The following is a 24,034-nucleotide window of genomic DNA, read 5'->3' as shown; positions in this document are numbered from 1 at the left end:
TTGCGGTGAGTTCCCCCCGGCTTCCCGAACACCTCGAGATCCTGCTGACCGACGAGCCCGTCTTCGACGTCTACGGGCACGGCCCCTGGCGCGTGCCGGACGGGCTGGTCGCGGAGCTGACGCAGCGTGCCACCGAGTTCGCCGCGGACGGGCGGGCCGCCGAGCTGAGCCAGCCCCTCACCAGCTTCTACGCCGAGAGCACCTCGGTGCTCGGCGCCGAGCTGTTCTCCCTGCTGACCTTCCTCATGGGCGCCTCGGCGGTGCGCGCCGGCAGCCGCGGCGACATGGACTACGAGCTGCTGCTGTCCTTCCTGGCCAACCCCGAGCCGCCGGTGCGCGACACCACCTCCTGGTTCAGCCAGTCGGGCCGCTGGCGCCCGCCCTCCCTGTGGCTGGCCGACCCGGCCGCGAACGACCCGGCCAAGCGCGAGCTGATGTTCCGGCTGGCCCGCGAGTCCCTCGACGTCTTCGAGGGCTTGGAGCCGCTGGAGGCGCGCCGCAGCGCCCTGATCGCCCTGCACGACCGGCGCGAGGAGGGCGACCTCACCGTCCCCCTGGGCGAGCTCGGCGAGCTGTGGGCCGGCCGCGCCACCGACGCGGAGCTGGCCGTCCTGCCGGAGCTCGCCGGCACCATGGGCTACCTGCAGTGGGCCTGCGAGGGCTTCACCGCCGCCCACGAGCGGCTCACCGGCGCGATCGCCGCCGATCCAGCCGAGACCGCGCTGGCCAAGGTCCTGCTGCAGGCCGGGCAGACCGTCCCGCCCGCCGAGCTCGCCATGGTGCTGGGCACCGCCGTCTACGAGACGGTCGTGAGCCGGATGGCGGCGCTGCGCGAGGGCTGGTCGACCGAGAGCTGGCAGCTGGAGCTGCGCGGATGGCTGTCGCGGCTGCTGGTGGCCGGGGAGGCCGACGCCTGCCGCGCCTGGCTGGACATGGCGGTCCGGATCACCGGCTGCGTCCAGGGCCTGCCCGACAGCGCCGCCCACCCCGCGATGCACACCCCCGTCCGCTGGTTCCAGGCCGACCTGCGCCGCCTGTTCGGGCGGCGGCGCCTGGTGCCCAACGCGCTGGCCGCGAGCCTGCGGCGGGCCGAGGCCGCCGCGGCCGCCGCCGAGGACGGCGAGGAGCCGTCCGAGCTCGCCGGCGAGGTGCTGCTCGGCCAGCCCGGCCTGGTCTCGGAGATCGACCGCGCCGTCCGGGAGGAGGGACCGGTGCGGCTGCTGGTCGCCGGGCCCGAGGGCACCGGCAAGGGCACCGGGGTGGAGGTGCTGCAGCGGGCGCTGACCGAGACCGGCCGGATCCGCGACGTCCTGTGGGTCTCCGACCAGGTCTTCGCCTCGCTGCACCTGTCGGACGCGGTGCTGTGGCTGCAGGCGCGGGTCAAGGAGTGCCTGGAGGGCCAGCAGCTGCTGGTCATCGAGGGCCTCGACAAGATCCTCACCTACGAGCGCTGCGGTCCGGCCGTGGTGGAGGAGCTGCGCCGCCTCCTGGCCCGCAACCACAAGCTGAACGTGGTGGCGCTGGCCCGGCCCGGCGGCGACGACCGCCTGTTCGCCGCCAACCCCGGCCTGGTGCAGGGCCTGCGGGTCACCCGCACCGGCGGCTTCGACGAGCACGCCTACACCGAGCTGTTCGTCCGCGCCGTGCGGGCCCGCGACCTGAACGTCGCGCGGACGGTGGCGGCCAAGGCCGGGGCGCTGCTGGCCCGCACCGCGCCGGTGCTGAACCTGCGCAACGCCCGGCTGGTGGAGTTCCTGGCCGACCAGGCCACGGCCGCCGCCCGCGCCCGGACGCCCCGGGCGATCAAGGTGCTGGCCAAGGACCTGCCGGCGCGGCTGGTGCCGGGCGACCCGGCCCGGTCGGCCGACCCGCTGGCCGAGCTGGCCGCGTGCGCGGGCATCGAACCGGTCAAGCGGGAGATCGCCGCGCTGGTCGCCGAGGCCAAGGCCGCACGGCTGCGGCGGGAGGCCGGCATGCCGGTGCCCGCGCGCGCCCGCCACCTGGTGTTCACCGGCCACCGCGGCACCGGCAAGACCACGGTCGCCCGCATCCTCGGGCGCATCTATGCCGAGCTGGGGGTGCTCTCGACCGGGCACCTGCTGGAGGTCGACCGCTCCGACCTGGTCGGCGAGTACACCAGTGAGAGCGGCCCGAAGGTGCGCCGGGTGGTCGAGCGGGCGCTGGGCGGCGTGCTGGTGATCGCCGACGCGCACACCCTGGCCGACTCCGACTCCCCGCGCGACCGGGAGGCCCTGGACGTCCTGCTGGCCGCCCTCCAGGCGCACGAGGACGAGCTCGTGGTGGTGCTGTCGGGTCCCGACGCCGCCGTCAACGGCATGCTCAAGGGCGACCCCGACCTCGCCCGCGTCTTCCCCAAGGTGGTGCGCTTCCCCGACCTCACCGAGGACGAGCTGGTCGAGGTGTTCCGCGCCAAGGCGGCCGAGAGCGGCTTCGTGCTGGGCGAGGGCGTGCTGGAGCGGGTGCGCGCGCTGCTGCGCGGCGGCCCGCGCGACACCAACGCCCGCCTGATGACGGGGCTGCTCGACCGCGCCATCGCGCTGCAGTCGCGCCGCGTCCTGGAGGACGGCGTCGTCGACGACACCGAGGCCCTCGACCTCATCCTGCCGGTGGACCTGCCCTCCAGCCTGACGGCCACCGGCCGGGTGGAGCTGCCGGGCGACCCGCTGGCCGAGGTGGACGCGCTGATCGGCCTGGAGCACGTCAAGCACGAGGTGCGCCTGCTGGTGGCCGAGGCGCGGGCCGAGCGGCTGCGCCGCGAGGCCGGCATCCCGATCGGCTCCCCCACCCGGCACATGGTCTTCACCGGCAACCCCGGCACCGCCAAGACCACCATCGCCCGGCTCGTCGCCGCGGTCTACGCCCAGCTGGGGCTGCTGTCGTCGGGCCACCTGGTGGAGGTCTCCCGCGCCGACCTGGTCGGCGAGTACATCGGCCACACCGCGCCGCGGGTGCGGGCGGCGGTCGAGCGGGCGCTGGGCGGCGTGCTGTTCATCGACGAGGCGTACTCCCTCACCCCCGCCGACGCGGCGCGCGACTACGGCCACGAGGCGATCGCCGAGCTGCTCAAGCTGATGGAGGAGCACCGCTCGGACCTGGTGGTGATCGTCGCCGGGTACGAGGGCGAGATGCTGCGGTTCCTGGACTTCAACCCCGGGCTCGCCTCGCGCTTCCCGACCGTGCTCGCCTTCCCCGACTACGGCGACGACGACCTGGTGGAGATCTTCGGCTTCATGGCCGACCAGGCCGGGTTCACCCTCGGCGAGGGCGTCGCCGAGGACGTCCGCGCCCTGCTCCAGGCCGCCCCCCGCGGCTCCTCCTTCGGCAACGCCCGCCTGGTCCGCAACATCCTGGACCGCGCCCGCTCCCTCCAGGCCCGCCGCATCACCGCCGAGGAGACGGTGGCCGACGACGCCGCCGTCCGCCTCCTGCTGCGCGAGGACCTGCCGGAGACCCCGCCCAAGCCCGCCGAGATCCCCATGGGCCAGTACCTGTAGGCCGCCCTCCCCGGACCGGGCCGCCGAGGCGGGCCGGGTCCGGACGGTCAGCGGTTCTTGCGGGTGTAGGCGCGGACGGCGAGCGGCATGAAGACCACGACCAGCAGGAGCGACCACAGGAGGGTCGCCTCCACCGGGTGCCGCAGGGGCCAGGCGTCCGCGGGCGCCGCGGGGTTGCCGAAGAGCTCCCTGAGCGCGGCGACCAGGGCGCTGACCGGGTTCCACTCCGCCACGGCGCGCAGCCAGGCGGGCATTCCTCCGGTGGGGACGAAGCCGTTGGAGACCATCGCCACCGGGAAGATCAGGGGGACGAAGGAGTCGGCCGTCTTCTCGTCCTTCACCATCAGGCCGAGCCAGATGCCGAGCCAGCCCAGGGCGACGCGCATCAGGAGGAGGAGGGCGAAGGCCGCGAGCGTCCGGACGGGTCCCTCGTGGGGGCGCCAGCCCACGGCCAGCCCGCACAGGGCCATGAGGACCAGGACCGGCAGGCCGGTCAGCAGGTCCGCGGCCGACTGCCCGAAGGGCATCGCCCAGCGGGCGATCGGCAGGGAGCGGAAGCGGTCCATGACGCCCCGCCCGGCGTCCGAGGCGCTGTTCATGACCTGGGCCATCACGACGCTGAAGGTCGTCATGGCGAACAGACCCGGCATGAGGTACTCGCGGTAGTTCCCTCCGCCGGGTACCTGGATGGCGCTGCCGAAGATGTAGCCGAACATCACCACCATGATGACCGGGAAGAGCAGGGCGCCGACGAGCTCGCCGGGGCGGCGCCGGAGCTGGGTAATGTGCCGGCCGAACATCGTCATGCCGTCGGACAGGGCCCAGGCGAGCGTGTTCACACGGTCTCCTTCGCGTGGTCGGTGAGTTCGAGGAAGACCTCGTCGAGGGTGGGGCGGCGCAGGGAGACGTCGACGGCCTCGAAGCCCGCGGCGTCCAGTTCGCGGACGACGTCCGGCAGGGTGACGTCGCCGACGGGCAGGCTGAACCGCGCCCCGGCCAGGTCGGGCTCGCCCCGGCCCGCCCGGCGGACGAGCAGCGCGGCGGCGCGCCCGGTGTCGGCGGGGTCGGCCAGGACGACGTCCAGGCGGGTGCCGATCCGGTCCTTGAGCCGGTCGGGGGTGTCGCGGGCGATGACCCTGCCGTGGTCGACGACGGCGATGTCGTCGGCGAGCTGGTCGGCCTCGTCCAGGTACTGGGTGGTGAGCAGGACGGTGGTGCCGCCGGCGACCAGGTCGCGGACGGCCTGCCAGATCTCGCCGCGGCTGCGCGGGTCCAGGCCGGTGGTCGGCTCGTCGAGGAAGAGCACCTCGGGGTCGACGACGAGGCTGGCGATGAGGTCGAGCCGGCGGCGCATCCCGCCGGAGTAGCCGGAGGCGGGCTTGTCCGCGGCCTCGGCCAGGCCGAAGCGCTCCAGCAGCTCGTCGGCCCGCCGCCGCGCCTCCCTGCGGCCCAGGTGGTGGAACCTGCCGAACATGCGCAGGTTCTCGCGGCCCGACAGGTACTCGTCGACGGCGGCGCTCTGCCCGGCGAGGCCGATGCGCCGCCGGACCTCCCTCGCCTGCCGGACGACGTCGAACCCCGCGACCCTGGCCCGGCCCTCGGTCGGTTCGGCGAGGGTGGCGAGGATCCGGACGGCGGTGCTCTTGCCCGCGCCGTTGGGTCCGAGGACGCCGCAGACGGTGCCGCGGGCCACCTCCAGGTCCAGGCCGCGCAGTGCGCGGGTGTCGCCGTAGCGCTTGTGCAGCCCTTCGGCGACGACGATCGGTTCTGACAACACCCCTCCAAATGGGTACGCAGTACGCAGTTACACGGCGACGGTAACCAACTGAGTACGTTGTACGCAAGTGGGAGGATGCAGGGGTGAGCGACGAGAAGGTGCAGCCGATCATCTGGGCCAGGCCGCCCCGGTCGTCCCGGGGGCCGCAACCCGCCCTCACCCTCGACCGGATCGCCCGTGCCGCCGTCGCCCTGTGCGACGCCGAGGGCCTGGAGGCGCTGACCATGCGCCGGCTCGCCGCCGAGCTGGGCACCGGCACGATGTCGCTCTACCGGTACGTGCAGTCCAAGAGCGACCTCGTCGACCTCATGGTCGACCTCACCCTCGAGGAGATCCCCCGGCCGTCGCACCCGGACTGGCGCGCCGGCCTGCACTGGTTCGCCCACCAGGTCCGCGCCCGGTCCCTGCGGCACCCGTGGACCGTCCAGGTCGACGCCCCGTACTTCTTCCTCGGCCCCAACGGCATCGAGTACGTCGAGTACCTCTACCGCATCGTCGACGGGATCGGGCTCGGCATCGACGAGATGATGCGGGCGGTCAACCTCGTGGCCGCCTACGCCGAGGGCGCCGTCCGCCAGGAGCTGGCGGACGTGCGGCGGGCCGCCGAGGCCGGGGCCACCCCGGAGGAGTGGATGCGCGCGCACGGCGCCCACTTCCACGCGCTGATGGACACCGGTCGGTACCCGCTGATGCGCCGGACGATGCTGGAGGCGGAGCAGCCGCACATGACGCCCGAGGAGAACTTCGAGTACGGGCTCCAGCGCGTCCTGGACGGCATCGAGAACTGGCTTCCCGAGTCGGAGCAGCGGGAACGCCCCTGAGGCGGATCAGCCGGGAGAGCGCAGGTAGTCCAGGTAGACGGGGCGCAGCGCGTCGGCCAGTTCGCCCTCGCCCGAGCCGAGGAAGTCGGTGACCAGGCCGAAGACGCGCATGAGGTCGGTCTCGCTGCGCTCCATGTCGCCGGCGGCCGCCTCCGCGGCGGGGATGTCGCTCAGCAGCCGCCAGAAGAAACCCGCGTCCTTGCGGTGCAGCGCGAGCCGCACCGCCCGGTCGTGCAGTTCCTCCGACGAAAGGTCCTCAAGACTCATCTGGTTCTCCGCCATGCCCGCGTCCTACCCCGGTCTCCCCCGCGGCAGACCGTGAGCGAGGCGACAGGGGGCCGCGTCACTTGGCGTCGGCGTAGCAGGGGACGGTGGCGGCCTCCATGGGGAAGACGACGGGGGTGGGGCCGAAGAGGAGGCGGGCGGCCTCGGACGCGGCGGTGTGCAGGGCGCGGGTGACGGCCTCGGCCTCCCTCTCGGGGGTGTGGACGATGACCTCGTCGTGCTGGAAGAAGACGAGGCGGGCGCCTTCGGGCAGACGGGGGCGCAGCAGCGCCATGAAGGCCAGCGCCCATTCGGCGGCGGTGGCCTGGACGACGAAGTTGCGGGTGAAGCGGCCGCGGGAGGCCGCGGCGGCGCGGCCCGCCTCGGTGGTGATGAGGTCGCGGTACTCGGCGGAGGCCGGGGGGCAGGTGCGGCCGAGCAGGGAGCGGACCATCTCGCCGCGCTCCCCCGCGCGGGCCGCGGACTCCACGTACTCGAAGGCGGCCGGGAAGCGCTGCTTGAGGACGGTCAGGAGCTGGACGGCCTCGCCCGTGCCGCCGCCGTACATGGCGGAAAGCATGGCGATCTTGGCCTTGTCGCGGGCGGAGGGGCCGCCGGGGGTGTCGGAGAAGACCGCGGCCAGGGCGGAGTAGAGGTCGCCCTGGGCGGCGGCCTCGGCGAAGGCGGCGTCGCCCGCCAGGGCCGCCAGGACGCGGGGCTCCAGCTGGGCGGCGTCGGCGACGACCAGGGCGTGGCCGGGGTCGGCGACCACGGCGCGGCGCAGGACCTTGGGGATCTGGAGCGCGCCGCCGCCCCGGGAGGCCCAGCGGCCCGAGACCACGCCGCCGACGACGTACTCGGGGCGGAAGCGGCCGCCCTTCACCCAGGTGTCGAGCCAGGACCAGCCGTGGGCGGTGTGCAGCCGGGCGAGCTCCTTGTACTCCAGGACCAGCGGGACCGCCGGGTGGGCGACGCCCTTCAGCACGTACGCGCGGGTGGAGGGGACGGGGAAGCCCGCCCCGGCGAAGGCCTTCACCAGCTGCTGCGGGGAGTCGGGGTTCACCGGGCCGCCGAACTCCGCGGTGATGCGGTCGGCGAGCTCCTGGAGCAGGCGGGGGCGCAGCCCGGGGGAAGGGCGCGGACCCAGCAGGCCGGCGAGCAGCTCGTCGTGCACGTCGGGCCGCCACGGCAGCCCCTCGTGGCTCATCTCCGCGGCGATCAGGCCGCCCGCGGACTCCGCGGCCGCCAGCAGCCGCAACCGCCCCTCCAGCCGGGCTGCCTGGGCGGCGTACACCGCCACGACCTCCTCGATCGGGGGCTCGACCGCCCCGCCGAAGAGCGACTGCTGCTCGCTCTCGGCCTCGTGCCGCTCCTCCGGGGGCGGCAGGCCGCGCAGCCGGGCCAGCGCCGCGGGCACCGACCGGGACTCCCCCATCCGGCCGTCGAACGCCAGCAGCAGCGCCTCGGCCAGCTCCAGGTCGTGGCAGCGGCCGACCCTGACCCCGGCGCGCAGCAGCCGGGGGTAGAGCCGGGCCGTGGACGTCCACACCCAGCGCGGCGCCGAGCTCCGCTCCCGCGCGGCGACGGCCGCCGCCAGATCGGGGACGGGCTCGGGCTCCCCGGCGGGCCGCCCGTCCCGCGACAGCGCCCGCAGGACACCGCCCTTCTCCCCGTCGGGCGCCACCGCGTAGAACATGTGTTCATTCTGGCGGGTGCCTCCGACATTCCCCCGCCCGGGACGCGCCGGGGACCGTCAGAGGGGGACGGCGAACAGGGCGCGGCGGCGGGGGTGCTCGGTGATGCTCCACAGGAGGCGTCCGGGCTCCCGGACGGTGAGGCCCTCGGGCCCGAAGGGGTAGGCGCGCGCCTCGGGCTCCTCGCCGGCCTGCCCGACCAGCAGGTCGCCGCGGACCGTGCCGGTCCCGGCCCGGCTGAAGTACCAGGTGTCCCCGTGCGAGACGGCGCCCTGGATCCTGCCCGCGGGCAGCCGGTAGGCGTCCTCGGCCGCGACGGTCCCGTCCCGGTGCGCCAGCGTCCCGTCGGACGCCAGCCGCCAGCGCGCCAGCCGGCCGGTCTCGCCGGACCGGTCCACGGACTCGCCGCAGACCAGGAGGTCGGGTTCGGCGGTGCGGTCGACGGAGGCGAAGGAGAACCGGGCGCCGGGCACGGCGGGCCGCCAGGCGTCGCACTGCGGGAGGATGTAGCGGTGGCCGTAGGCGTGGTAGCCGCCGTCCCTGCGGCCGATCCGGTTGCGGTCGCCGGTGCCGTCCTGGACCGACCGCAGGTCCAGGATCTGCCGCAGGTCGAACACCCGCAGCCCGCACGTGGCGTCGGCGACGTACAGGTGGTCGCGGCACCGGGCGACGCCGCCGGCGCGCGCCTCGATCGGCGAGTAGCCGCCGTCCGGCCGCCCGGTGACGGCCAGCACGTGCCGGTACCGCCCGCTCCCGGGGTCCAGGAAGGTCAGCCGTATCCCGCGCTCCTCGGTGGCCAGCTCGGGCTTCCAGCACCAGCTCGCGATGAACGCCTCGGAGCCGTCGTCCGGGGCGCAGGTGAGGCCTCTCGGGTACCAGTCGCGGGTGTCGTCGTCGGCGTCTTCGAGGGTGAACCAGTCGACCGGCCGGGGCTCCATCTGCCCGAAGGCCGTCGTCGTGCCCCGCCGGACGGCGGCGCGGTCGGCGTCGGCGAGCACCCCGGCCACCGTGGCCGCCTCGATGTCCCGGGCCAGCCGTGCCGCGCCCTCGGCCAGTTCCCCGGTCCTGCGGCGCAGGGCGAAGGGGTCGGAGGGCACCGGAGCCAGTTTCAGCATCGTCCGACTATGCACTGAAAGTGCTTTTCGTGCCACAAGATCGGCGCATTAAATGCCTCGCCGCGTCCGCCGGGGCCGGGTTACAGTGACCCCGGCCGCGAGGGACGCGGCGCACGTAGGAGGCGGGACCTGATGAAGAACGTCGTTGTGGCGGGCCGTTCCGAGGTCCTGTTCTCCCAGGCGCCCGCCTGACCTTTCGAAGCTCAGGCCGGCGCCGTTCCCGAAAGGCGCCACCTCAGTGGCTTTCTCTCTCATCTCGCTCGGCTTCGACGCGTTCTTCTCCGCCGCTCTGGAGCCGGGATACACCGCCGGGAGGGTCTCCCGGGTCGACCGCGGCTCCTGTGACGTGCTCTGCGAGCACGGCGAGCGCCGCCTTCCGTGGAGCGGTACGCTCACCCGCGCCGCCGCCCAGGATCCGGTCGCACTGCCCTGCGTGGGCGACTGGGTCGCCTTCGACACCGCGGTCCGCGGCGTGCTGCCCCGGCGCACGAGCATCGTGCGCGCCGGGGTGCGGCCCGGCGACTCCCACGGCCAGGTGCTGGCCGCCAACGTGGACGTGGTCTGCGTGGTGGAGCCCGCCCTGCCCGAGCCCGACCTCGGCCGGATCGAACGGCTGCTCGCCCTGGCCTGGGAGAGCGGCGCCCGACCGGCCGTCGTCGTCACCAAGGCCGACCTGGCCGACCCGGACGGCGGCCGCGCCGAGGAGGGCGTCGCCGCCGCTCCGGGCGCCGAGGTGCGCCTGGTCTCGGCGCGCACCGGGGCGGGCCTGGACGCGCTGCGCCCGGCGGCGGGCGAGACCGCCGTGCTGCTCGGCCGTTCGGGGGCGGGCAAGTCCACCCTGGTCAACGCGCTGGCCGGGACCGAGCTCATGGCGACCGGGGCGATCCGGGAGGCCGACGGGCGCGGCCGACACACCACCGTGCACCGGGAGCTGCTGCTCCTGCCCGGCGGCGGAATGATCATCGACACGCCGGGGCTGCGCGGCATCGGCCTGCACGAGGCCCGGGAGGGCCTGTCCCTGGCCTTCTCCGACGTGGAGGAGCTGGCCGAGGAGTGCCGGTTCACCGACTGCGCGCACGACGGCGAACCGGGGTGCGCGGTCCTGGCGGCCGTGGCGACGGGCGAGCTGCCCGAACGGCGGCTGGCCTCCTGGCGGAAGCTGCGCCGCGAGGCCGCCTGGTCGGCCTCGCGCACCGACGCCAGGCTGCGCGCGGAGCGCACCCGGGAATGGAAGATCATTCAGAAGTCGATGCGCGGCCGCAACCGCCCCTGACCCGGCGCGGCGGCGGGCCCTCTCTCCCGGGTCCGCCGCCGCGTCGGCGTCACAGCAGGTCGAGTTCGGGGCGCTTGGGCAGCCGGCCGTCACCGGACGACCGGCCCTTGATGCGGCGCTCCACCCACGGCAGGAAGTAGGTCTTGGCCCAGTAGAAGTCCTCGCGGGTGGACTCCTGCCAGGTCTTGCGCGGGTTCGCGGGCCACGGGGAGCGCCAGTCGCCCTCCACCGGGACGCCGAGGATCTCCGCGACGGCCAGGGAGAGCCTGCGGTGTCCCTCGGAGGTCAGGTGCAGCCGGTCCTCGTGCCAGGCGCCGTCGTGCGAGAGCACCGACATCGACCACAGGTCGACGACCTTCAGGTCGTAGCGGTCGGCGATGGAGCGGATGTGGAGGTTGAGGGTGGCGACCTTGCCGCGCCACTTGCCGTCGCCGCCGCGCCCGTTCATGTTGCGCTGCTTGGGGTCGAAGCCGGTGAAGACCACGACCTCGGCCCCGGCGGCCCGCAGCCGGCGCACGCAGTCCAGGTAGAGGGAGGCGATCACGTCCGGGTCGGCGCCCGGACGCAGCATGTCGTTGCCGCCCGCGGAGAAGGTGACCAGGTCGGGTGCCATCTCCACGGCGCAGGGCACCTGCTCTTCGGCGACCTGGCGCAGCAGCTTCCCGCGGATCGCCAGGTTGGCGTACCGCAGCCCGGGGCGGGCCGCGTCGATGTGCTCGGCGAGCCGGTCGGCCCAGCCGCGGAACCGGTCCGGTCCGGCGTGGTCGTTCAGGCCTTCGGTGAAGCTGTCTCCGAGCGCGACATAGGACTTGATGTCATTCACGGCGTTAAGCCTGCATGATGCACACAACCCTACGCGACCGTAGGGGAGGTGACCCCTCCCACGTCAGCGCAGGGCGATCCGCAGCTCGTGCTCGACCGGCGGGGAGAGCTCGTGCTCGCGGCAGCCCGAGACGCCCAGGCAGCGGATGCGCAGCTCGGCGGCGGTGACGTCGATGCGCAGGAAGCTCTTGAAGAAGGGCGGGTCGTCGCCGTCGAAGGCCTCGGAGAAGATCTTCCGGTAGGCCTGGCCCACGGGCAGGCGGAACCTGCGGGGGGAGCCCTGCCCGCCCTTGGGGACGCCCATCAGGATCGCGATGAGCTTCGCCCGCCGGGTCGGCCGCACCCGCTTCCCCTCCTCGCGGGTCGGCTCCAGGCCGAGGCGGTCGGCGACCGCCGCGGCGGCCTCGGGGTAGGAGATGTCGAAGAACCGCTTCAGCCCCAGGCGGCGCAGGCGGCGCCCGTACAGCCGGCTGTAGAAGACCAGCGAGTCGCCGCGCAGCGGGTAGCAGGTGAAGTCCTCCTCGGGCACCACGGTGGTGCGCCCGATGATGTGGGTGGCGTGCATGTAGGCGCCGGAGCCGCCCGCCACCAGGTACTCGATCCGCCGCCCGGCCTCGGCCTCCACGCGGTACCGCTGGTAGTTGTGGATGTCGCCGCCGATCACCGCGACGTAGCCCGACGAACGGACGATCTCGTCGACGGTGCCTCCGCCCTCGATCGGGCACGGCTGGTGCCGGTCGTTGCGGTAGAGGGGCTTGCCGGTGATCAGCAGCTTGGGCCGGGGGTCGGCCGAGACGCGGCGCAGCCACTCCCCCTGCTCGCGGTCGATGCCGCCGCTGATCCCGGTGTCGATGCCCACGATCCGCAGGGAGGGGCCGTCGATCATCCAGTACGGACCCGGCTGCACGGCCTGCTGCGCCGGAGCCGGGCGCAGCTTGCGCGCCTCGGCCAGCGCGCCCTCGTCCGCGGGTTCGGGGCGGCGCCACAGCCTGCGGGCCAGGAAGCCCAGGCGGCCCTTCCACCAGCCGCCGGGCGAGCCGTCGCCGCGCCGGTCGCAGAAGACCCGCATGAACCCCTCGAGCCCGTCGTACCAGTCGTGGTTGCCGGGCAGCGCGTAGATGGGCCCCTGGTAGCCCTGGTAGGCGTGGAAGAACTTGTGCGGGTAGTCGTTGATGCTCCCCGTCGGGTAGATGACGTCGCTGGCGATCACCATGAAGTCGGTGTCGGCGCCCGTCTTGAGCGCGGGCGGCACCACCGCGAACTGGGAGCGGTCGCCCTCGCCGGTGTCGCCCAGCAGCAGGAACGAGAAGTCGCCGGCCTCGGTGCGCAGCAGCTGGTCGCCGGGGGTCCCCACCCAGCGGCGCCGCAGGTCGTCCACCGGGTCGCCGAACCACCGGGCGATCACGTCGTTGCGCGAGCGCCACAGCACCGACGGCCTCAGCCACGACAGCGGGGCCTGCGGTCCGAGCGCCTCGAAGGTGCCGGGCTCCCGGCATCCCCAACCCGCGCCGGACGGTGACTGGTGTGAGTTGCGGGGGGACGTCTTCACCCGGCCAAGACGATCACGCGGAGGCGCCCGGAGACAAGTGTTCAGCGGGGATGGTGATGCTGTCCCGTCAGCGGTACGTGCTCCTCCCCCTCGGGCAGCAGGTCGGGCACGGTCTGCGGGCCCGGGTCCGGCGGCGCCGCGGGGCCGGGCACGGCGGCGGGCATCCCCTGGGAGAGGACCTCGATGAGGGCGCCCAGCTCGGCGGCCGGCAGGCGGAAGGTGGTGGTGCAGGTCTCCCGGTTCCACAGGCTGAGCACCACGAGGTCCACGTCGGGGTGCCAGGACAGCCGCAGCGCGCGGCCGTCGCCGCGTGCGTCGAAGAAGACCTCGCCGGAGCGCGGCAGCGCGTAGCCAGACATGCCGCCATGATCTCCCGGCCGCGAGAGGGCTGTCCAGCCCCCTCGGGCTCAGCCCACCCCGAAGCCGCGCGGGTCGTCGGAGGGCACGATCTCCCTGCCCAGCGGGGCGAGGGAGACCGGGATGAGCTTGAAGTTGGCCAGGCCCAGCGGGATGCCGATGATCGTGAGGCACAGCGCCACGCCGGTGGTCAGATGGCCCAGCGCCAGCCAGATCCCGGCGATGACGACCCAGATGACGTTGCCGAGCAGCGAGCCGACCCCCGCCGTGGGTTTGGAGACCACCTTCTTGCCGAACGGCCACAGCGCGAAGACGCCGATCCGCCACGCGGCGACCCCGAACGGGATCGTGATGATCAGGACGAAGCACAGGATCGCCGCGGCGAAGTAGGCGAGCGCCAGCCAGAAGCCGGACAGGACGAGCCAGATGAGATTCAGGACCGTGCGCATACCTCGAGACTACGGCCGGATCACGCGGAGCGCTCCCGGCAGGACACGCGCGGTCACCGGGAGGCGGCCGGGGAGCTCGCCGTCGCAGCCGTAGGGCAGGTCGCGGGAGGCCTCGATGCGGATCTCCTTCCCGCGCAGCACCTCGACCTGGGGCCGCCGGACGTGCGCGCCGGTCTCCAGCTCCCGCATCACCGTGGCGAACAGGAGCGGCGACATGTGACGGATGATCACGACGTCCAGGAGGCCGTCGTCCACGGAGGCGTCCGGCGCCACGCGGCGGTTGAAGCCGTAGTACCCGGAGTTGGCGGCGACCACCGTGTACGCGCGGTGCTCCCGGCGCTCGCCGTCCAGGGTGACGGTGTAGGTCACCGGCCGCCAGGTCGCGAACGCCCGCGCCCCGCCGAAGGTGTAGGACATCCTGCCCTTCAGCAGCCGCGTCTCGTTGGCGTAGAGGTTGGCCAGGGCGTCCACGCCGGTGTAGACGCTGCCGAGGCCCGCCTGCCCGTTGACCTCGATGAGGTCGGTCGGCCGCGACCGGCCGTGCAGCAGGAGCTCGGCGAGCTCCCGCGGGCCGATGGGCAGCCCGAGCTGGCGGGCGAAGTCGTTGCCCCGCCCGGCGGGCACGATGCCGTACTCGGCGTCGAGCCCGGCCAGGGCGCCGCCGACCCCGCCGACGATGCCGTCGCCGCCGACGCCCAGCACGGCGTCGCCGCGCAGGGCCGCGGCGCGGGCGAGCTCCCCGGCGTGGGCCAGGCTCCGGCTGTACTCGACCTGGAGGGAGGCGCCCGCGTCGCGCAGGATGCGGGCGAGCGCCATGAGCGTCCGGGCGGCGGAGGCGTCGCCCGCGGTCGGGTTCACGACCGCCGTGAAGGTCCTCACGGGACCAGGATGCCGGGGTTGAGGATCCCCGCGGGATCGAGCGCGCGCTTCACGGCCCGCAGGACCTCCACGCCCACCGGGCCGATCTCCCGGGCGTAGGCGGCCTTGTGCTCGGTGCCCACGCCGTGGTGGTGGCTGATCGAGCCGCCCGCCGCGATGATCGCCTCGTTGACGGCGGTCTTGGCCGCGTCCCAGTCGGCGTCCCGGGTGATCTGCCCGGAGACGACCGTGAAGTACAGGGAGGCCGCGGAGGCGTAGACGTGGGAGATGTGGCACATCACCAGGTGGCCGGGGAGCGCCGCCCGCACCGCGTCGTACAGCGCGGGGATGTTCGACCAGAACGTGGCGGTCTCCAGCGTCTCGACGAAGGCGCCCACGTCCAGCAGCGAGTCGCGCAGGTAGGGCGCGGCGAACCGGCCGTGCGCCCAGCTCTCGCCCGGCTCGGCGCCCAGGTCGGTGCCGCCGAGCGCGGCGAGGACGGCGCGCGTGCGGTCGCGGCGCGCCGCGACCTCCTCGGGCTCCCCCTCGTAGCCGACGATGGCCAGGCAGCCGGAGTCGCCCTTGCCGACGCTGCCGGCGCGGGCGAGGCCGATCAGCGTCTCGGTCTCATCCGACAGGCGCAGGACGGTCGGCATCGGGCCGTCCTGGGAGAGCCTGCGCAGCGCGGCCGTGCCCGCGGCGAAGTCGGGGAAGCTCCAGCCCTCGTACAGCCTGGCCTCGGGCACGGGCCGGATCCGCACCGTCAGCGAGGTGATGACGCCGAACGCGCCCTCGGAGCCCAGGACGAGCTGGCGCAGGTCGGGCCCGGCCGCGGACTTCTGCGCCCGGCCCATGGTGAGGGTGCCGGTGGGGGTGGCGACGGTCATCCCGACGACCAGCTCGTCGAACCTGCCGTATCCGGCGGAGGACTGGCCGCTGGAGCGGGCGGCGGCGAACCCGCCGATGCTCGCCCACTCGAAGGACTGCGGGAAGTGCCCGATGGTGTAGCCCCGCTCGGCCAGGAGCGCCTCGGCCTGCGGGCCGCGCAGCCCCACCTGGAGGGTGGCGGTGCGGCTGGTCTCGTCGACCTCCAGCAGCGCGTCCAGGCGGCGCAGGTCCAGCGCGACGAACGCGGGCGCCTGCGGGGCGAGCCCGCCGACGACCGAGGTGCCGCCGCCGAACGGGACGACCGCGAACCCGTGCTCGGTGGCCAGTTCCAGGACGGCCAGGACGTCCTCGTGGGTGCCGGGCAGGACGACCGCGTCGGGGGTGTGCGCGGTGTCGCCGCGGCGGATGCGCAGCAGGTCGGGCGTGGACTTGCCGCCGGTGTGCCGCACCCGAGCCTCGGCGTCCGTGCGCACCTCGGCGACCTTGCCGAGCGCGGCGAGCACCTCGGCGTCCAGCCGGGGCGGGGGCGGGACGATGGAGGCGAGGTCGACGGGCGGCTCGTCCCGGGGCGTGACGCCGAGCGCCTCGCGCAGCAGCGAGGTGATCGTCTCGGACAGGGGCGCGGCCTTGGCGGGGTCTCCCCAGCCCGACCACGAGATCTCCACGGGCACGTGTTCCTCCGCGTTCTTCGGATTCCGGACTCTTGTGGTTCACTGTGACACATGACGTCGATTCGTCACAACCATCGAGCGGGACAGCGGCCCGGCCGCACCGGCGAGGACGCCGTCCTCGACGCGGCCCGCGACTGCGTACTGGCCGTGGGCGTCCGCCGCACCACGCTCACCGACATCGCCCGCCGGGCGGGCGTCTCCCGGATGACGCTCTACCGCCGCTGGCCGGACGTGCAGACGATCGTCGGCGACCTGATGACCCGCGAGTGGCTCGCCCTCGCCGAGTCCGTCATGCCCGACGGCACCGGCGACGCGCGCGAGCGGCTCGTCGGCACCCTGGTGCGGGGCACGCGCGCCTTCCGCGCGCACCCGCTGCTGCGCAAGATCGTGGAGGTCGACCCCGAACTCCTGCTCCCCTACCTGCTCACCCGCACGGGGGCCAGCCAGGAGGCGTTCCTGGAGCTCATCGAACGCGAACTCGTCCGGGGGCACGCCGAGGGCAGCGTCCGCCGGGACGTCCCGGCCCGCCAGGCGCGCGCCGTCCTCCTGGTCGTGCAGGGCTTCGCGCTCTCGCTCCCCACGATGCTCGGCGAAGGCGACCTGTCCGCGGAGCGGTTCGACGAAGAACTCCGCCTCCTGCTCCACCGGTTCCTCACCCCCGAGGCCCCCGAAGGGAATCCGCATTGAACACCCTCGCCGCCACGAGCACCTCCCTCAACGCCTCACGGCGTGCCCGCGAGCTCGCCGCCGCCGCCGACGACGTCGCGGACGTGCTGGTGATCGGCCTGGGCGTCACCGGAGCCGGCGTCGCGCTCGACGCCGCCTCGCGGGGGCTCAAGGTGACCGCGATCGACGCGCAGGACCTGGCGTTCGGCACGTCGCGGTGGAGCTCCAAGCTCGTCCACGGCGGCCTGCGCTACCTGGCGTCCGGGCAGGTCGACGTCGCCTACGAGAGCGCGGTCGAACGCGGCGTCCTCATGGCGCGCACCGCCCCCCACCTCATCCGCGCGATGCCGTTCGTGATGCCGCTGACGCCGCTGGTGTCCCGCCGCGACGCGGCGCTGGCGGCCGTCGGCCTGCACGCGGGGAACGCGCTGCGCGCCGCCGCGCGCACTCCGCGCAAGGTGCTGCCCGGCCCGTTGCGGCTGTCGCGCGCCGAGACGATGGGGATGGCGCCGGGCCTGCGCGAGGACGGCCTGCGCGGCGCGCTGCTGTCGTGGGACGGGCAGCTGTGCGACGACGCGCGCCTGGTCACCGCGATCGCGCGCACCGCCGCCGGGCACGGAGCCCGGATCCTCACCCGCTGCAGGGCGATCGAGGTCACCGGCGAGGGCGTGCGCGTGCGCGACGAGCTGACCGGCGAGGTGAAGGACCTGCGGGCGCGCAAGGTCGTCAACGCCGCCGGCGTGTGGGCGGGCGGCCTGGTCCCCGGCATCGAGCTGCGGCCGTCGCGCGGCACGCACCTCGTGCTCGACGGGGCGTCGCTGGGCGGGCTCAGGGCCGGCCTCCACCTGCCGATCCCCGGCAGCCTCAACCGGTTCGCGCTGGTCCTCCCGCAGGACGACGGGCGCGTCTACGTCGGCCTGACCGACGAGCCCGTCGAGGAGATCCCGGACGTCCCCGCCGCCACCGAGAGCGACATCGGCTTCCTGCTGGACCTGCTCGGCACCGTCATGGACGCCACCGTCCGCCGCTCCGACGTGCTGGGCGCGTTCGCCGGCCTGCGCCCCCTGCTGAGCGCCGAGGGCCGCACCGCCGACATCTCCCGCCGCCACGCCGTCCTCACCTCCGCCGAGGGCGTCGTGACGGTCGTCGGCGGCAAGCTCACCACCTACCGGCGCATGGCGCAGGACGCCGTGGACGCGCTGGGCCTGGCCGCGGGACCGTCCCGTACCGCCGGGATCCCCCTGGTCGGGGCACCGGGGACCGTCTCCCCCGCGGCCCCCGTCCGGGTGCCGCTGCGGCTGGCCCGCCGCTACGGGGCCGAGGCGCCGCTCATGGCCGCGCTCGCCCAGGACGACCCCTCCCTGCTGGAGCCGGTGCTGCCCGGCCGCCCGTACCTCGCCGTCGAATGGGCATGGGCGCTGGCCCACGAGGGAGCGCTCGACGCGGCCGACCTCCTGGACCGCCGCACCCGGATCGGGCTGGCCGCCGCCGACGGCGCCGCGGCGCTCCCGGCGGCGGAGTCCCTGATCAAGACGATGACCGGGGACTGAAGCAGAACAAAAGATCTTTGAGGTGTGACGGCTCCTTGGCCGGGCAGAGCAGGTTAGGTTAGGGTGTCCTAACTATTTCTTCGGGGGAGGAGTGACGGCAGTGGTGCATCCGGCTTCCTGCGATCACTGCCCCGGCAGCCACACCGGTGAGCGCCCCTGCCTGGCCAGCGCGACCGTCAAGCCGCGCAGCTGGCTGCTGCTGGAGCATCCCGGGCCCTGGGCGCCCAAGATCGAGCAGATGGACGTCCCCCTGGTCGCCCAAGCCCTGCTGCACGGGGTGCGCCCCCAGCTCATCCGCCGCCCGGGCCGGCGGCCCTCCTCCGCCGCCACCCGCGTCTACGTCGGCTGGTCGGGCGACCACCCGTGGATGGAGACGCGCGTGGTCGGCGACCCCGCGGAGTTCGCCGAGCTGGACCTCGCCGCGGTCGCCCGCGGCAGGCGCCCCCATTTCGGCGAGCTCGTCGAGGAACCGGTCCTCCTGGTCTGCACGCACGGCAAGCGCAACGCCTGCTGCGCCCGTACGGGCGCGCCCCTGGCGCGCGGGCTGGCCCGGCGGTACGGCGGGATGGTCTGGGAGACCACCCACGTGGGCGGCGACCGCTTCGCCGCCAACCTGGTCTGCATGCCGCACGCCCTGTACTACGGGGGCCTCGATCTCGCCTCCGCGCGGGAGGCGATAGACGCCTATCTCCGGGGCGAGGTCTTTCTCGACCGGCTGCGCGGCCGCGCCGGACTGCCGGAGCCCGCACAGGCCGCCGAACATTTCATCCGTGAACGCACGGGATTGATGGGCATCGACGAGGTGCGCGTCACTTCTCTCACGGGAACCGGCCCTTATATGACCAGAGTCACAGCCGGTGGCGATCTCTGGTCGGGCACCGTCGAACTGGTGGAAAACCCAGGATTCTGCGGGCCGGAGTGCGATGTGAGCGTTCAGACATACCAAATGCGGGGGCTGGCCCTTCACACCGAAGCGGTGCTCGTGTAACCTCTCGGAGGCCCCAGTCGGGGATGCTGCGCCGCGAGCTTACCCATCATAGGGAACACAGCGGCAACTCCAGACGTTGTCAATGTCAGCGCCACTGAGCGCTAGCAACGTCTTTGTCCGAAATTGCTCAGAAAACAACTGAGGTGGGTGTTTCATGGCTCAGGTACGTCGGCAGGCTAACCTCCCCCGTCCCAGCTGGGGCTGGCAGGACGCCGCCGCGTGCCGGGGGGAAGACCTTGTGCTCTTCTTCGGCCCTGACGGCGAGCGTCAGCCCGAGCGGGAGATCCGCGAGCGCAAGGCGAAGCAGGTCTGCATGGGCTGCCCCGTCCGCACGGATTGTTTGGACTACGCCGTCTCCCGTCCGGAGAAGTACGGCACCTGGGGCGGGCTGAACGAGGACGAGCGCGCCTCCGAGCGTCGCCGCCGCATGCGCCGCGCCAACGCCGCCTGACGATCGGCCGCCGGACCCCGGCACTTCGAAGAACGTTCACGGCCCCGGTTGACCGGGGCCGTTTGCGTTCCGTTCACGAAAAACACAAAAGGCCCTCTCGAGAGGGCCTTTTGTGTTAGGTAAAACGTTCACCCGGCGAGCCAGCGCAACGCGTTCTCCCGGGTGATCACATCCAGGGTCGCCTCGTCGACTCCGCACGCGCGCAGGGCCGGCACGAAATCGTCGAAGACGGTGCCGTAGCCCGGACCGCCGTAGTGGGCGATCTGCTCCATCCGGCAGATCCCGCCGCCCAGCAGCAGCCGGTCGGCGTACCCGGCCTCGATGAGCTCCAGCACCGGCCGGATCGCCCGGTCGCCGGTGGCGGCCAGCCGCCCGAAGGAGACGTAGGCGCCCAGTTCGGCGAGCTTGCGGTGCACCGCGGGGTCCGCCGACAGGCTGTGCTGCCCCACGGCGACCCTGGCGGGGTCGAGGCCCGCCGACATCAGCAGCTCCAGCTGGTCCAGCCCGGAGCGCCCGTAGGTGGCCACGGACAGCCCCGAGGCCAGGGAGGCCTGGGCCGCGGCCCGCAGCGCGGTCTCCTCCGCCGGGGTGGGCTGCTCGCCCCAGCAGCCGACCTCGCCGATGACGCCGGGCAGGACGCTGGTGCCGTCCATGCCAAAGCCGATCTCGGCGATCAGCCGCTCGGCCATCCGGCCGGCGTCCAGGCCGCGGGCGCCCACCGGGTGGAAGGGCTCGGTGAAGAAGCCGGTGCCCGCCACGACCGCCACCCCGCTGCCCGCGCTGATGCGCGCCAGGGCGGGCGCGTCGCGCCCCATGCCCAGGCAGGTGAGCTCGACCACCAGGCCGAGCTCCCGCCGTTCGCGCAGCCGTACCAGCTCGTCGCAGACGTGGGACTCCTCGTCCAGCCAGCGCCGCGGCTCGGACTCCGCGCCGACCGGCCAGCGCAGGTCCATCCGCAGGTGCTCGTGGGCGAGCGCCCGGCCGGTGACGTCGGAGATCGGCAGGGGGCCCGTCACCGTGCGGATGCGGGCTTCAGTGGCAGGGACCGTCATGAAACGCGAGATTACGCGAGCTTTGCCGGAATTAGTGCAATTCGCGGCCATCCTTTACCGACCGGCCGCGGCCGTCCCTCAGTGGCCGCCGTGCTTCATCCGGGCCACCGCCCGGGCGCGCGAGGTGCCGGGAGCCGGCCACCTCCGGTCCACCTCGGCGTTCAGGCACGCCCCCACCAGGACCGCGAAGGCCGTCACGTACAGCCAGGCCATGAGGGCGATCGGGGCGGCCAGGGAGGCGCTCACCGAGACCCCGGTCAGCGACTCCGAGAGGTAGACCCGCAGCAGGAAGCTCCCGCCGATCCAGAAGACCACCGCCACGGCCGCGCCGGGCAGCTCCCGCCACCAGGCCGTGCGCACCGGGACGCTCAGGTGGTACAGCAGGCTGAGGAAGAGGATCGACAGGGTCAGCAGGACCGGCCAGTAGAGCATCGAGACCAGTCGCGCGGTGGCGGGGAAGGTCTCCCGCGCCAGCGCCGGGCCGGCGATCATCAGCGGGATCACCACCACCGCGACGACCAGCCCCACGATGTAGAGGAAGAAGGACCTCAGCCGGGTGCGGATGATCCCCCGGACGCCGTCCAGGCCGTAGGAGATCGTGATCGTGTCGACGTAGACGTTGAGCGCCCGGGACCCCGCCCACAGGGAGATCAGGAAGCCCACCGAGATGATCCCGATCCGCTCCCCCCGCACCACGTCGTCCACCAGCGGGATCACCACCTTGTCCACCACCGGCGCGGTGAGGAAGGTGCGCGACCGGGCGATGATCCAGCCGCTGATCTCGGCGACCAGGTCGGGTCCGAGCAGGCCGCTGAGGTGGCCCACGCTGGAGACCAGGCCCAGGAAGAGGGGAGGCAGGGAGAGCAGAGCCCAGAAGGCCGCCTCGGCGGCCAGCCCGGTGATCCGGTAGTTGAACGCGGTGACGGTGGTGCCCTTCGTCAGCGCCCACGACACACGGCACAGCGCGGCCACCCTCCGGGCGGCCGAGTTGGCGGGGGACTCCGCGACCTGCGGGGAAGCAGTCGTCACGCCGACCACCGTAGGCCCTTGCCTGCCCGGATCATGTCACCTTGCCCAAATAGATAGATCACACTCGGCGCGCCGCCTGACCGATTCGTACAGGCTCATCCTTTATATGAGGTTGCCCACACTCCTCAGGTTCGCCGCATGCGCAACCGTGGGTGACACTGGGTCATGGTCTGTGCTGCGTGCCGGGAGCGGCATCACGAGGACTGCAGGGGCGGGACCTGGTGCGACTGCCAGCACCGGCCGCCCGCCGAGCCCGTCGAGGAGGAGCCGGTCAACTGGGTGCGACAGGGGTGATCCGGGGATGTCCACATGACGGACGTGACTGGACAAGGGGCACGACGCCGTGTCAAAGTCGAGCCATGACTGCTGCCCGTGACCCGCTGCTGGTGATGCGCCGGCACGTGGACTTCCTCCGGGTCCGCAGCGCCATCTGTCGGTAACGCCCTGACCACGCCCCCGACGTTTTTCCGGGCGCGTGGCGACACCGGCGTGACCGCTCACCGATGCTCAGCGTCGAGCCTCCGAACACCGAGCCGGACACCGGGTCCTGCCACGCCGCCCTCCGTAAGCTTCACCCTCTGGAGAGGACGCGCGCCGTGCCACCCCGCAAGCGAGGTGAGGGCCAGTGGGCCCTCGGCTATCGAGAGCCGCTGAACAAGAACGAAGAGACGAAGAAGAACGACGACCCGCTGAACGTGGGCCGCCGCATCGTCGAGATCTACAGCAGGACCGGGTTCGACTCCATCGACCCCGCCGACCTGCGGGGGCGCTTCCGCTGGTACGGCCTCTACACCCAGCGCAAGCCCGGGATCGACGGCGGCAAGACCGGCTCCATCCCCGAGGAGGAGCTGGACGACCGCTACTTCATGATGCGGGTGCGCATCGACGGCCGCCAGCTGAGCCTCGCGCAGCTGCGGACCCTGGCCGACGTCTCGGTCAAGTACGCGCGCAACACCGCCGACATCACCGACCGGCAGAACATCCAGTACCACTGGATCGCCATCGAGGACGTCCCGGCGATCTGGGACGCGTTCGAGAAGGTCGGGCTGACCACCATGGAGGCCTGCGGCGACTCCCCGCGCGCCTTCCTGGGCTGCCCGGTCGCCGGGATCGACGAGGACGAGGTCATCGACGCCCGGCCCGTCACCGAGGACATCCGCGAGCGCTACATCGGCTCCAAGGAGTTCTCGAACCTGCCGCGCAAGTTCAAGACCGCCATCTCCGGGTGCGCCTCGCACTGCACCGTGCACGAGATCAACGACATCTCCTTCGTCGGCGTGGTCAACGAGGACGGGGTGGCCGGCTACGACCTGTTCGTCGGCGGCGGCCTGTCCACCAACCCGATGTACGCCGAGCGGATCGGCGTGTTCGTCCGCCCCGAGCAGGCGCACGAGGTCTGGAAGGGCGTCATCTCGGTCTTCCGCGACTACGGCTACCGGCGGCTGCGCAACCGCGCCCGGCTGAAGTTCCTCATGAAGGACTGGGGCCCGGCGAAGTTCCGCGAGGTGCTGCAGAACGAGTACCTGGGCTACGAGCTGCCCGACGGGCCGCCGCCCGCCGCGCCCAAGCCCTCGCGCGACCACGTGGGCGTGCACCGCCAGAAGGACGGGAACTACTACGTGGGGTTCGCCCCGCAGGTGGGCCGGGTCAACGGCGAGAAGCTGAACCTGATCGCCGATCTGGCCGAGAAGTACGGTTCGGGCCGCACCGCCCTGACCGCCGACCAGAAGATGATCATCCTGGACGTGCCGGAGGCCGCCACCGAGGCCCTCGTCGCGGAGCTGGAGCAGCACGACCTCCAGGTCAACCCCTCCTCCTTCCGCCGCCAGAGCATGGCCTGCACCGGCATCGAGTACTGCAAGCTCGCGATCGTCGAGACCAAGCAGCGCACGATGGACCTGGTGGACGAGCTGGAGAAGCGGCTGCCGACGTTCGACCGGCCGATCACCATCAACATGAACGGCTGCCCGAACTCCTGCGCCCGCGTCCAGACCGCCGACATCGGCCTGAAGGGCCAGCTCGTCGTCGACGAGGACGGCAACCAGGTCGAGGGCTACCAGATCCACCTGGGCGGCCAGCTCGGCCAGGCCTTCGGCAAGAAGGTCCGCGGTCTGAAGACCACCTCGGCCAACCTCACCGACTACGTCGAGCGGATCGTGCGCAGGTACGACGAGCAGCACTCCGAGGGCGAGACCTTCGCCCAGTGGGTGGGCCGCGCCGACGAGTCCGACCTCCAGTAGGCCGG

Annotated in this window: 21 protein-coding genes; 8 read left to right on the top strand and 13 right to left on the bottom strand. The window is 73.2% G+C overall.

What is annotated here, in order from left to right; translation table 11 throughout:
• Positions 1-5: 5 nt before the first annotated feature.
• Positions 6-3,515 (top strand): AAA family ATPase, encoded by a 3,510-nt coding sequence (locus tag ABD140_RS06405; RefSeq protein ID WP_344237749.1) that lies wholly within the window; start codon positions 6-8, stop codon positions 3,513-3,515.
• A gap of 47 nt (positions 3,516-3,562) precedes the next feature.
• Here ABD140_RS06405 and ABD140_RS06400 read toward each other — a convergent pair whose 3' ends face one another.
• Positions 3,563-4,354 (bottom strand): ABC transporter permease, encoded by a 792-nt coding sequence (locus tag ABD140_RS06400; RefSeq protein WP_344237747.1) that lies wholly within the window; start codon positions 4,352-4,354, stop codon positions 3,563-3,565.
• Positions 4,351-5,289 (bottom strand): ATP-binding cassette domain-containing protein, encoded by a 939-nt coding sequence (locus tag ABD140_RS06395; RefSeq protein ID WP_344237745.1) that lies wholly within the window; start codon positions 5,287-5,289, stop codon positions 4,351-4,353. The genes ABD140_RS06400 and ABD140_RS06395 overlap by 4 nt, the downstream gene beginning before the upstream one ends.
• An 86-nt stretch (positions 5,290-5,375) precedes the next feature.
• On the opposite strand from ABD140_RS06395, the gene ABD140_RS06390 reads away from it, so the two are divergent.
• Positions 5,376-6,113, top strand: a complete 738-nt coding sequence (locus ABD140_RS06390) for a TetR/AcrR family transcriptional regulator (protein ID WP_344237743.1) — start codon at positions 5,376-5,378, stop codon at positions 6,111-6,113.
• 6 nt (positions 6,114-6,119) lie between these two features.
• Here the strand turns inward: ABD140_RS06390 and ABD140_RS06385 are convergent, their stop codons facing one another.
• From ABD140_RS06385 to ABD140_RS06375, 3 genes are all read right to left on the bottom strand, one after another.
• Complete coding sequence (locus tag ABD140_RS06385) at positions 6,120-6,395, bottom strand: hypothetical protein (RefSeq protein WP_344237741.1); 276 nt, start codon at positions 6,393-6,395, stop codon at positions 6,120-6,122.
• Positions 6,396-6,456: 61 nt separating this feature from the next.
• Positions 6,457-8,073 carry a bifunctional 3'-5' exonuclease/DNA polymerase gene (locus ABD140_RS06380; RefSeq protein ID WP_344237739.1) on the bottom strand — a complete coding sequence of 539 codons (1,617 nt, stop codon included), beginning with the start codon at positions 8,071-8,073 and terminating at the stop codon, positions 6,457-6,459.
• Between the two features lie 57 nt (positions 8,074-8,130).
• A complete protein-coding gene (locus tag ABD140_RS06375) occupies positions 8,131-9,186 on the bottom strand; it encodes a hypothetical protein (protein WP_344237737.1) in 1,056 nt (351 codons plus the stop codon).
• A 238-nt stretch (positions 9,187-9,424) separates the two neighbouring features.
• On the opposite strand from ABD140_RS06375, the gene rsgA reads away from it, so the two are divergent.
• Complete coding sequence (gene rsgA, locus ABD140_RS06370; RefSeq protein WP_344237735.1) at positions 9,425-10,459, top strand: ribosome small subunit-dependent GTPase A; 1,035 nt, start codon at positions 9,425-9,427, stop codon at positions 10,457-10,459.
• A 49-nt stretch (positions 10,460-10,508) separates the two neighbouring features.
• Here the strand turns inward: rsgA and ABD140_RS06365 are convergent, their stop codons facing one another.
• From ABD140_RS06365 to ABD140_RS06340, 6 genes are all read right to left on the bottom strand, one after another.
• Positions 10,509-11,282, bottom strand: coding sequence for an SGNH/GDSL hydrolase family protein (locus ABD140_RS06365; protein WP_344237733.1), 774 nt, complete (start codon positions 11,280-11,282; stop codon positions 10,509-10,511).
• Between the two features lie 63 nt (positions 11,283-11,345).
• Positions 11,346-12,830: a metallophosphoesterase family protein gene (locus tag ABD140_RS06360; protein WP_344237731.1), complete on the bottom strand. Its 1,485-nt coding sequence runs from the start codon at positions 12,828-12,830 to the stop codon at positions 11,346-11,348.
• 41 nt (positions 12,831-12,871) lie between these two features.
• The gene (locus tag ABD140_RS06355; RefSeq protein ID WP_344237729.1) at positions 12,872-13,189 is read right to left on the bottom strand and encodes a hypothetical protein; all 318 of its coding nucleotides are present in this window, start codon (positions 13,187-13,189) and stop codon (positions 12,872-12,874) included.
• 48 nt (positions 13,190-13,237) lie between these two features.
• The gene (locus ABD140_RS06350; protein WP_344237727.1) at positions 13,238-13,636 is read right to left on the bottom strand and encodes a YccF domain-containing protein; all 399 of its coding nucleotides are present in this window, start codon (positions 13,634-13,636) and stop codon (positions 13,238-13,240) included.
• Between the two features lie 9 nt (positions 13,637-13,645).
• A complete protein-coding gene (locus ABD140_RS06345; RefSeq protein ID WP_344237725.1) occupies positions 13,646-14,515 on the bottom strand; it encodes a diacylglycerol/lipid kinase family protein in 870 nt (289 codons plus the stop codon).
• Complete coding sequence (locus ABD140_RS06340) at positions 14,512-16,053, bottom strand: FAD-binding oxidoreductase (RefSeq protein WP_344237723.1); 1,542 nt, start codon at positions 16,051-16,053, stop codon at positions 14,512-14,514. Before ABD140_RS06340 ends, ABD140_RS06345 begins: the two co-directional genes overlap by 4 nt.
• Positions 16,054-16,104: 51 nt before the next feature.
• Here ABD140_RS06340 and ABD140_RS06335 point away from each other — a divergent pair, with 51 nt between their 5' ends.
• The 4 genes from ABD140_RS06335 (at position 16,105) to ABD140_RS06320 (ending at position 19,708) form a co-directional block, all read left to right on the top strand.
• The gene (locus ABD140_RS06335) at positions 16,105-16,740 is read left to right on the top strand and encodes a TetR/AcrR family transcriptional regulator (protein ID WP_344237721.1); all 636 of its coding nucleotides are present in this window, start codon (positions 16,105-16,107) and stop codon (positions 16,738-16,740) included.
• Positions 16,737-18,269 (top strand): glycerol-3-phosphate dehydrogenase/oxidase, encoded by a 1,533-nt coding sequence (locus ABD140_RS06330; RefSeq protein WP_344237719.1) that lies wholly within the window; start codon positions 16,737-16,739, stop codon positions 18,267-18,269. The genes ABD140_RS06335 and ABD140_RS06330 overlap by 4 nt, the downstream gene beginning before the upstream one ends.
• 103 nt (positions 18,270-18,372) lie before the next feature.
• The gene (locus ABD140_RS06325; protein WP_344237717.1) at positions 18,373-19,257 is read left to right on the top strand and encodes a ferredoxin family protein; all 885 of its coding nucleotides are present in this window, start codon (positions 18,373-18,375) and stop codon (positions 19,255-19,257) included.
• Between the two features lie 154 nt (positions 19,258-19,411).
• Positions 19,412-19,708 (top strand): WhiB family transcriptional regulator, encoded by a 297-nt coding sequence (locus tag ABD140_RS06320; protein ID WP_106399257.1) that lies wholly within the window; start codon positions 19,412-19,414, stop codon positions 19,706-19,708.
• 128 nt (positions 19,709-19,836) lie between these two features.
• On the opposite strand, the gene ABD140_RS06315 is transcribed toward ABD140_RS06320, so the two are convergent.
• The gene (locus tag ABD140_RS06315) at positions 19,837-20,760 is read right to left on the bottom strand and encodes a phosphotriesterase family protein (protein WP_344237713.1); all 924 of its coding nucleotides are present in this window, start codon (positions 20,758-20,760) and stop codon (positions 19,837-19,839) included.
• A gap of 78 nt (positions 20,761-20,838) precedes the next feature.
• Positions 20,839-21,789 (bottom strand): YihY/virulence factor BrkB family protein, encoded by a 951-nt coding sequence (locus tag ABD140_RS06310; protein ID WP_344237711.1) that lies wholly within the window; start codon positions 21,787-21,789, stop codon positions 20,839-20,841.
• Between the two features lie 596 nt (positions 21,790-22,385).
• On the opposite strand from ABD140_RS06310, the gene ABD140_RS06305 reads away from it, so the two are divergent.
• Entirely contained in the window at positions 22,386-24,029 is a 1,644-nt protein-coding gene (locus tag ABD140_RS06305) for a nitrite/sulfite reductase (protein WP_344237709.1), read from the top strand.
• Positions 24,030-24,034 lie beyond the last annotated feature (5 nt).

This window comes from Actinocorallia libanotica, from assembly GCF_039525175.1.
Taxonomy (GTDB): Bacteria; Actinomycetota; Actinomycetes; order Streptosporangiales; family Streptosporangiaceae; genus Actinocorallia; species Actinocorallia libanotica.
Note: the sequence above shows the minus strand (reverse complement) of the source record. Positions and strands in the feature narration are given on the sequence as shown.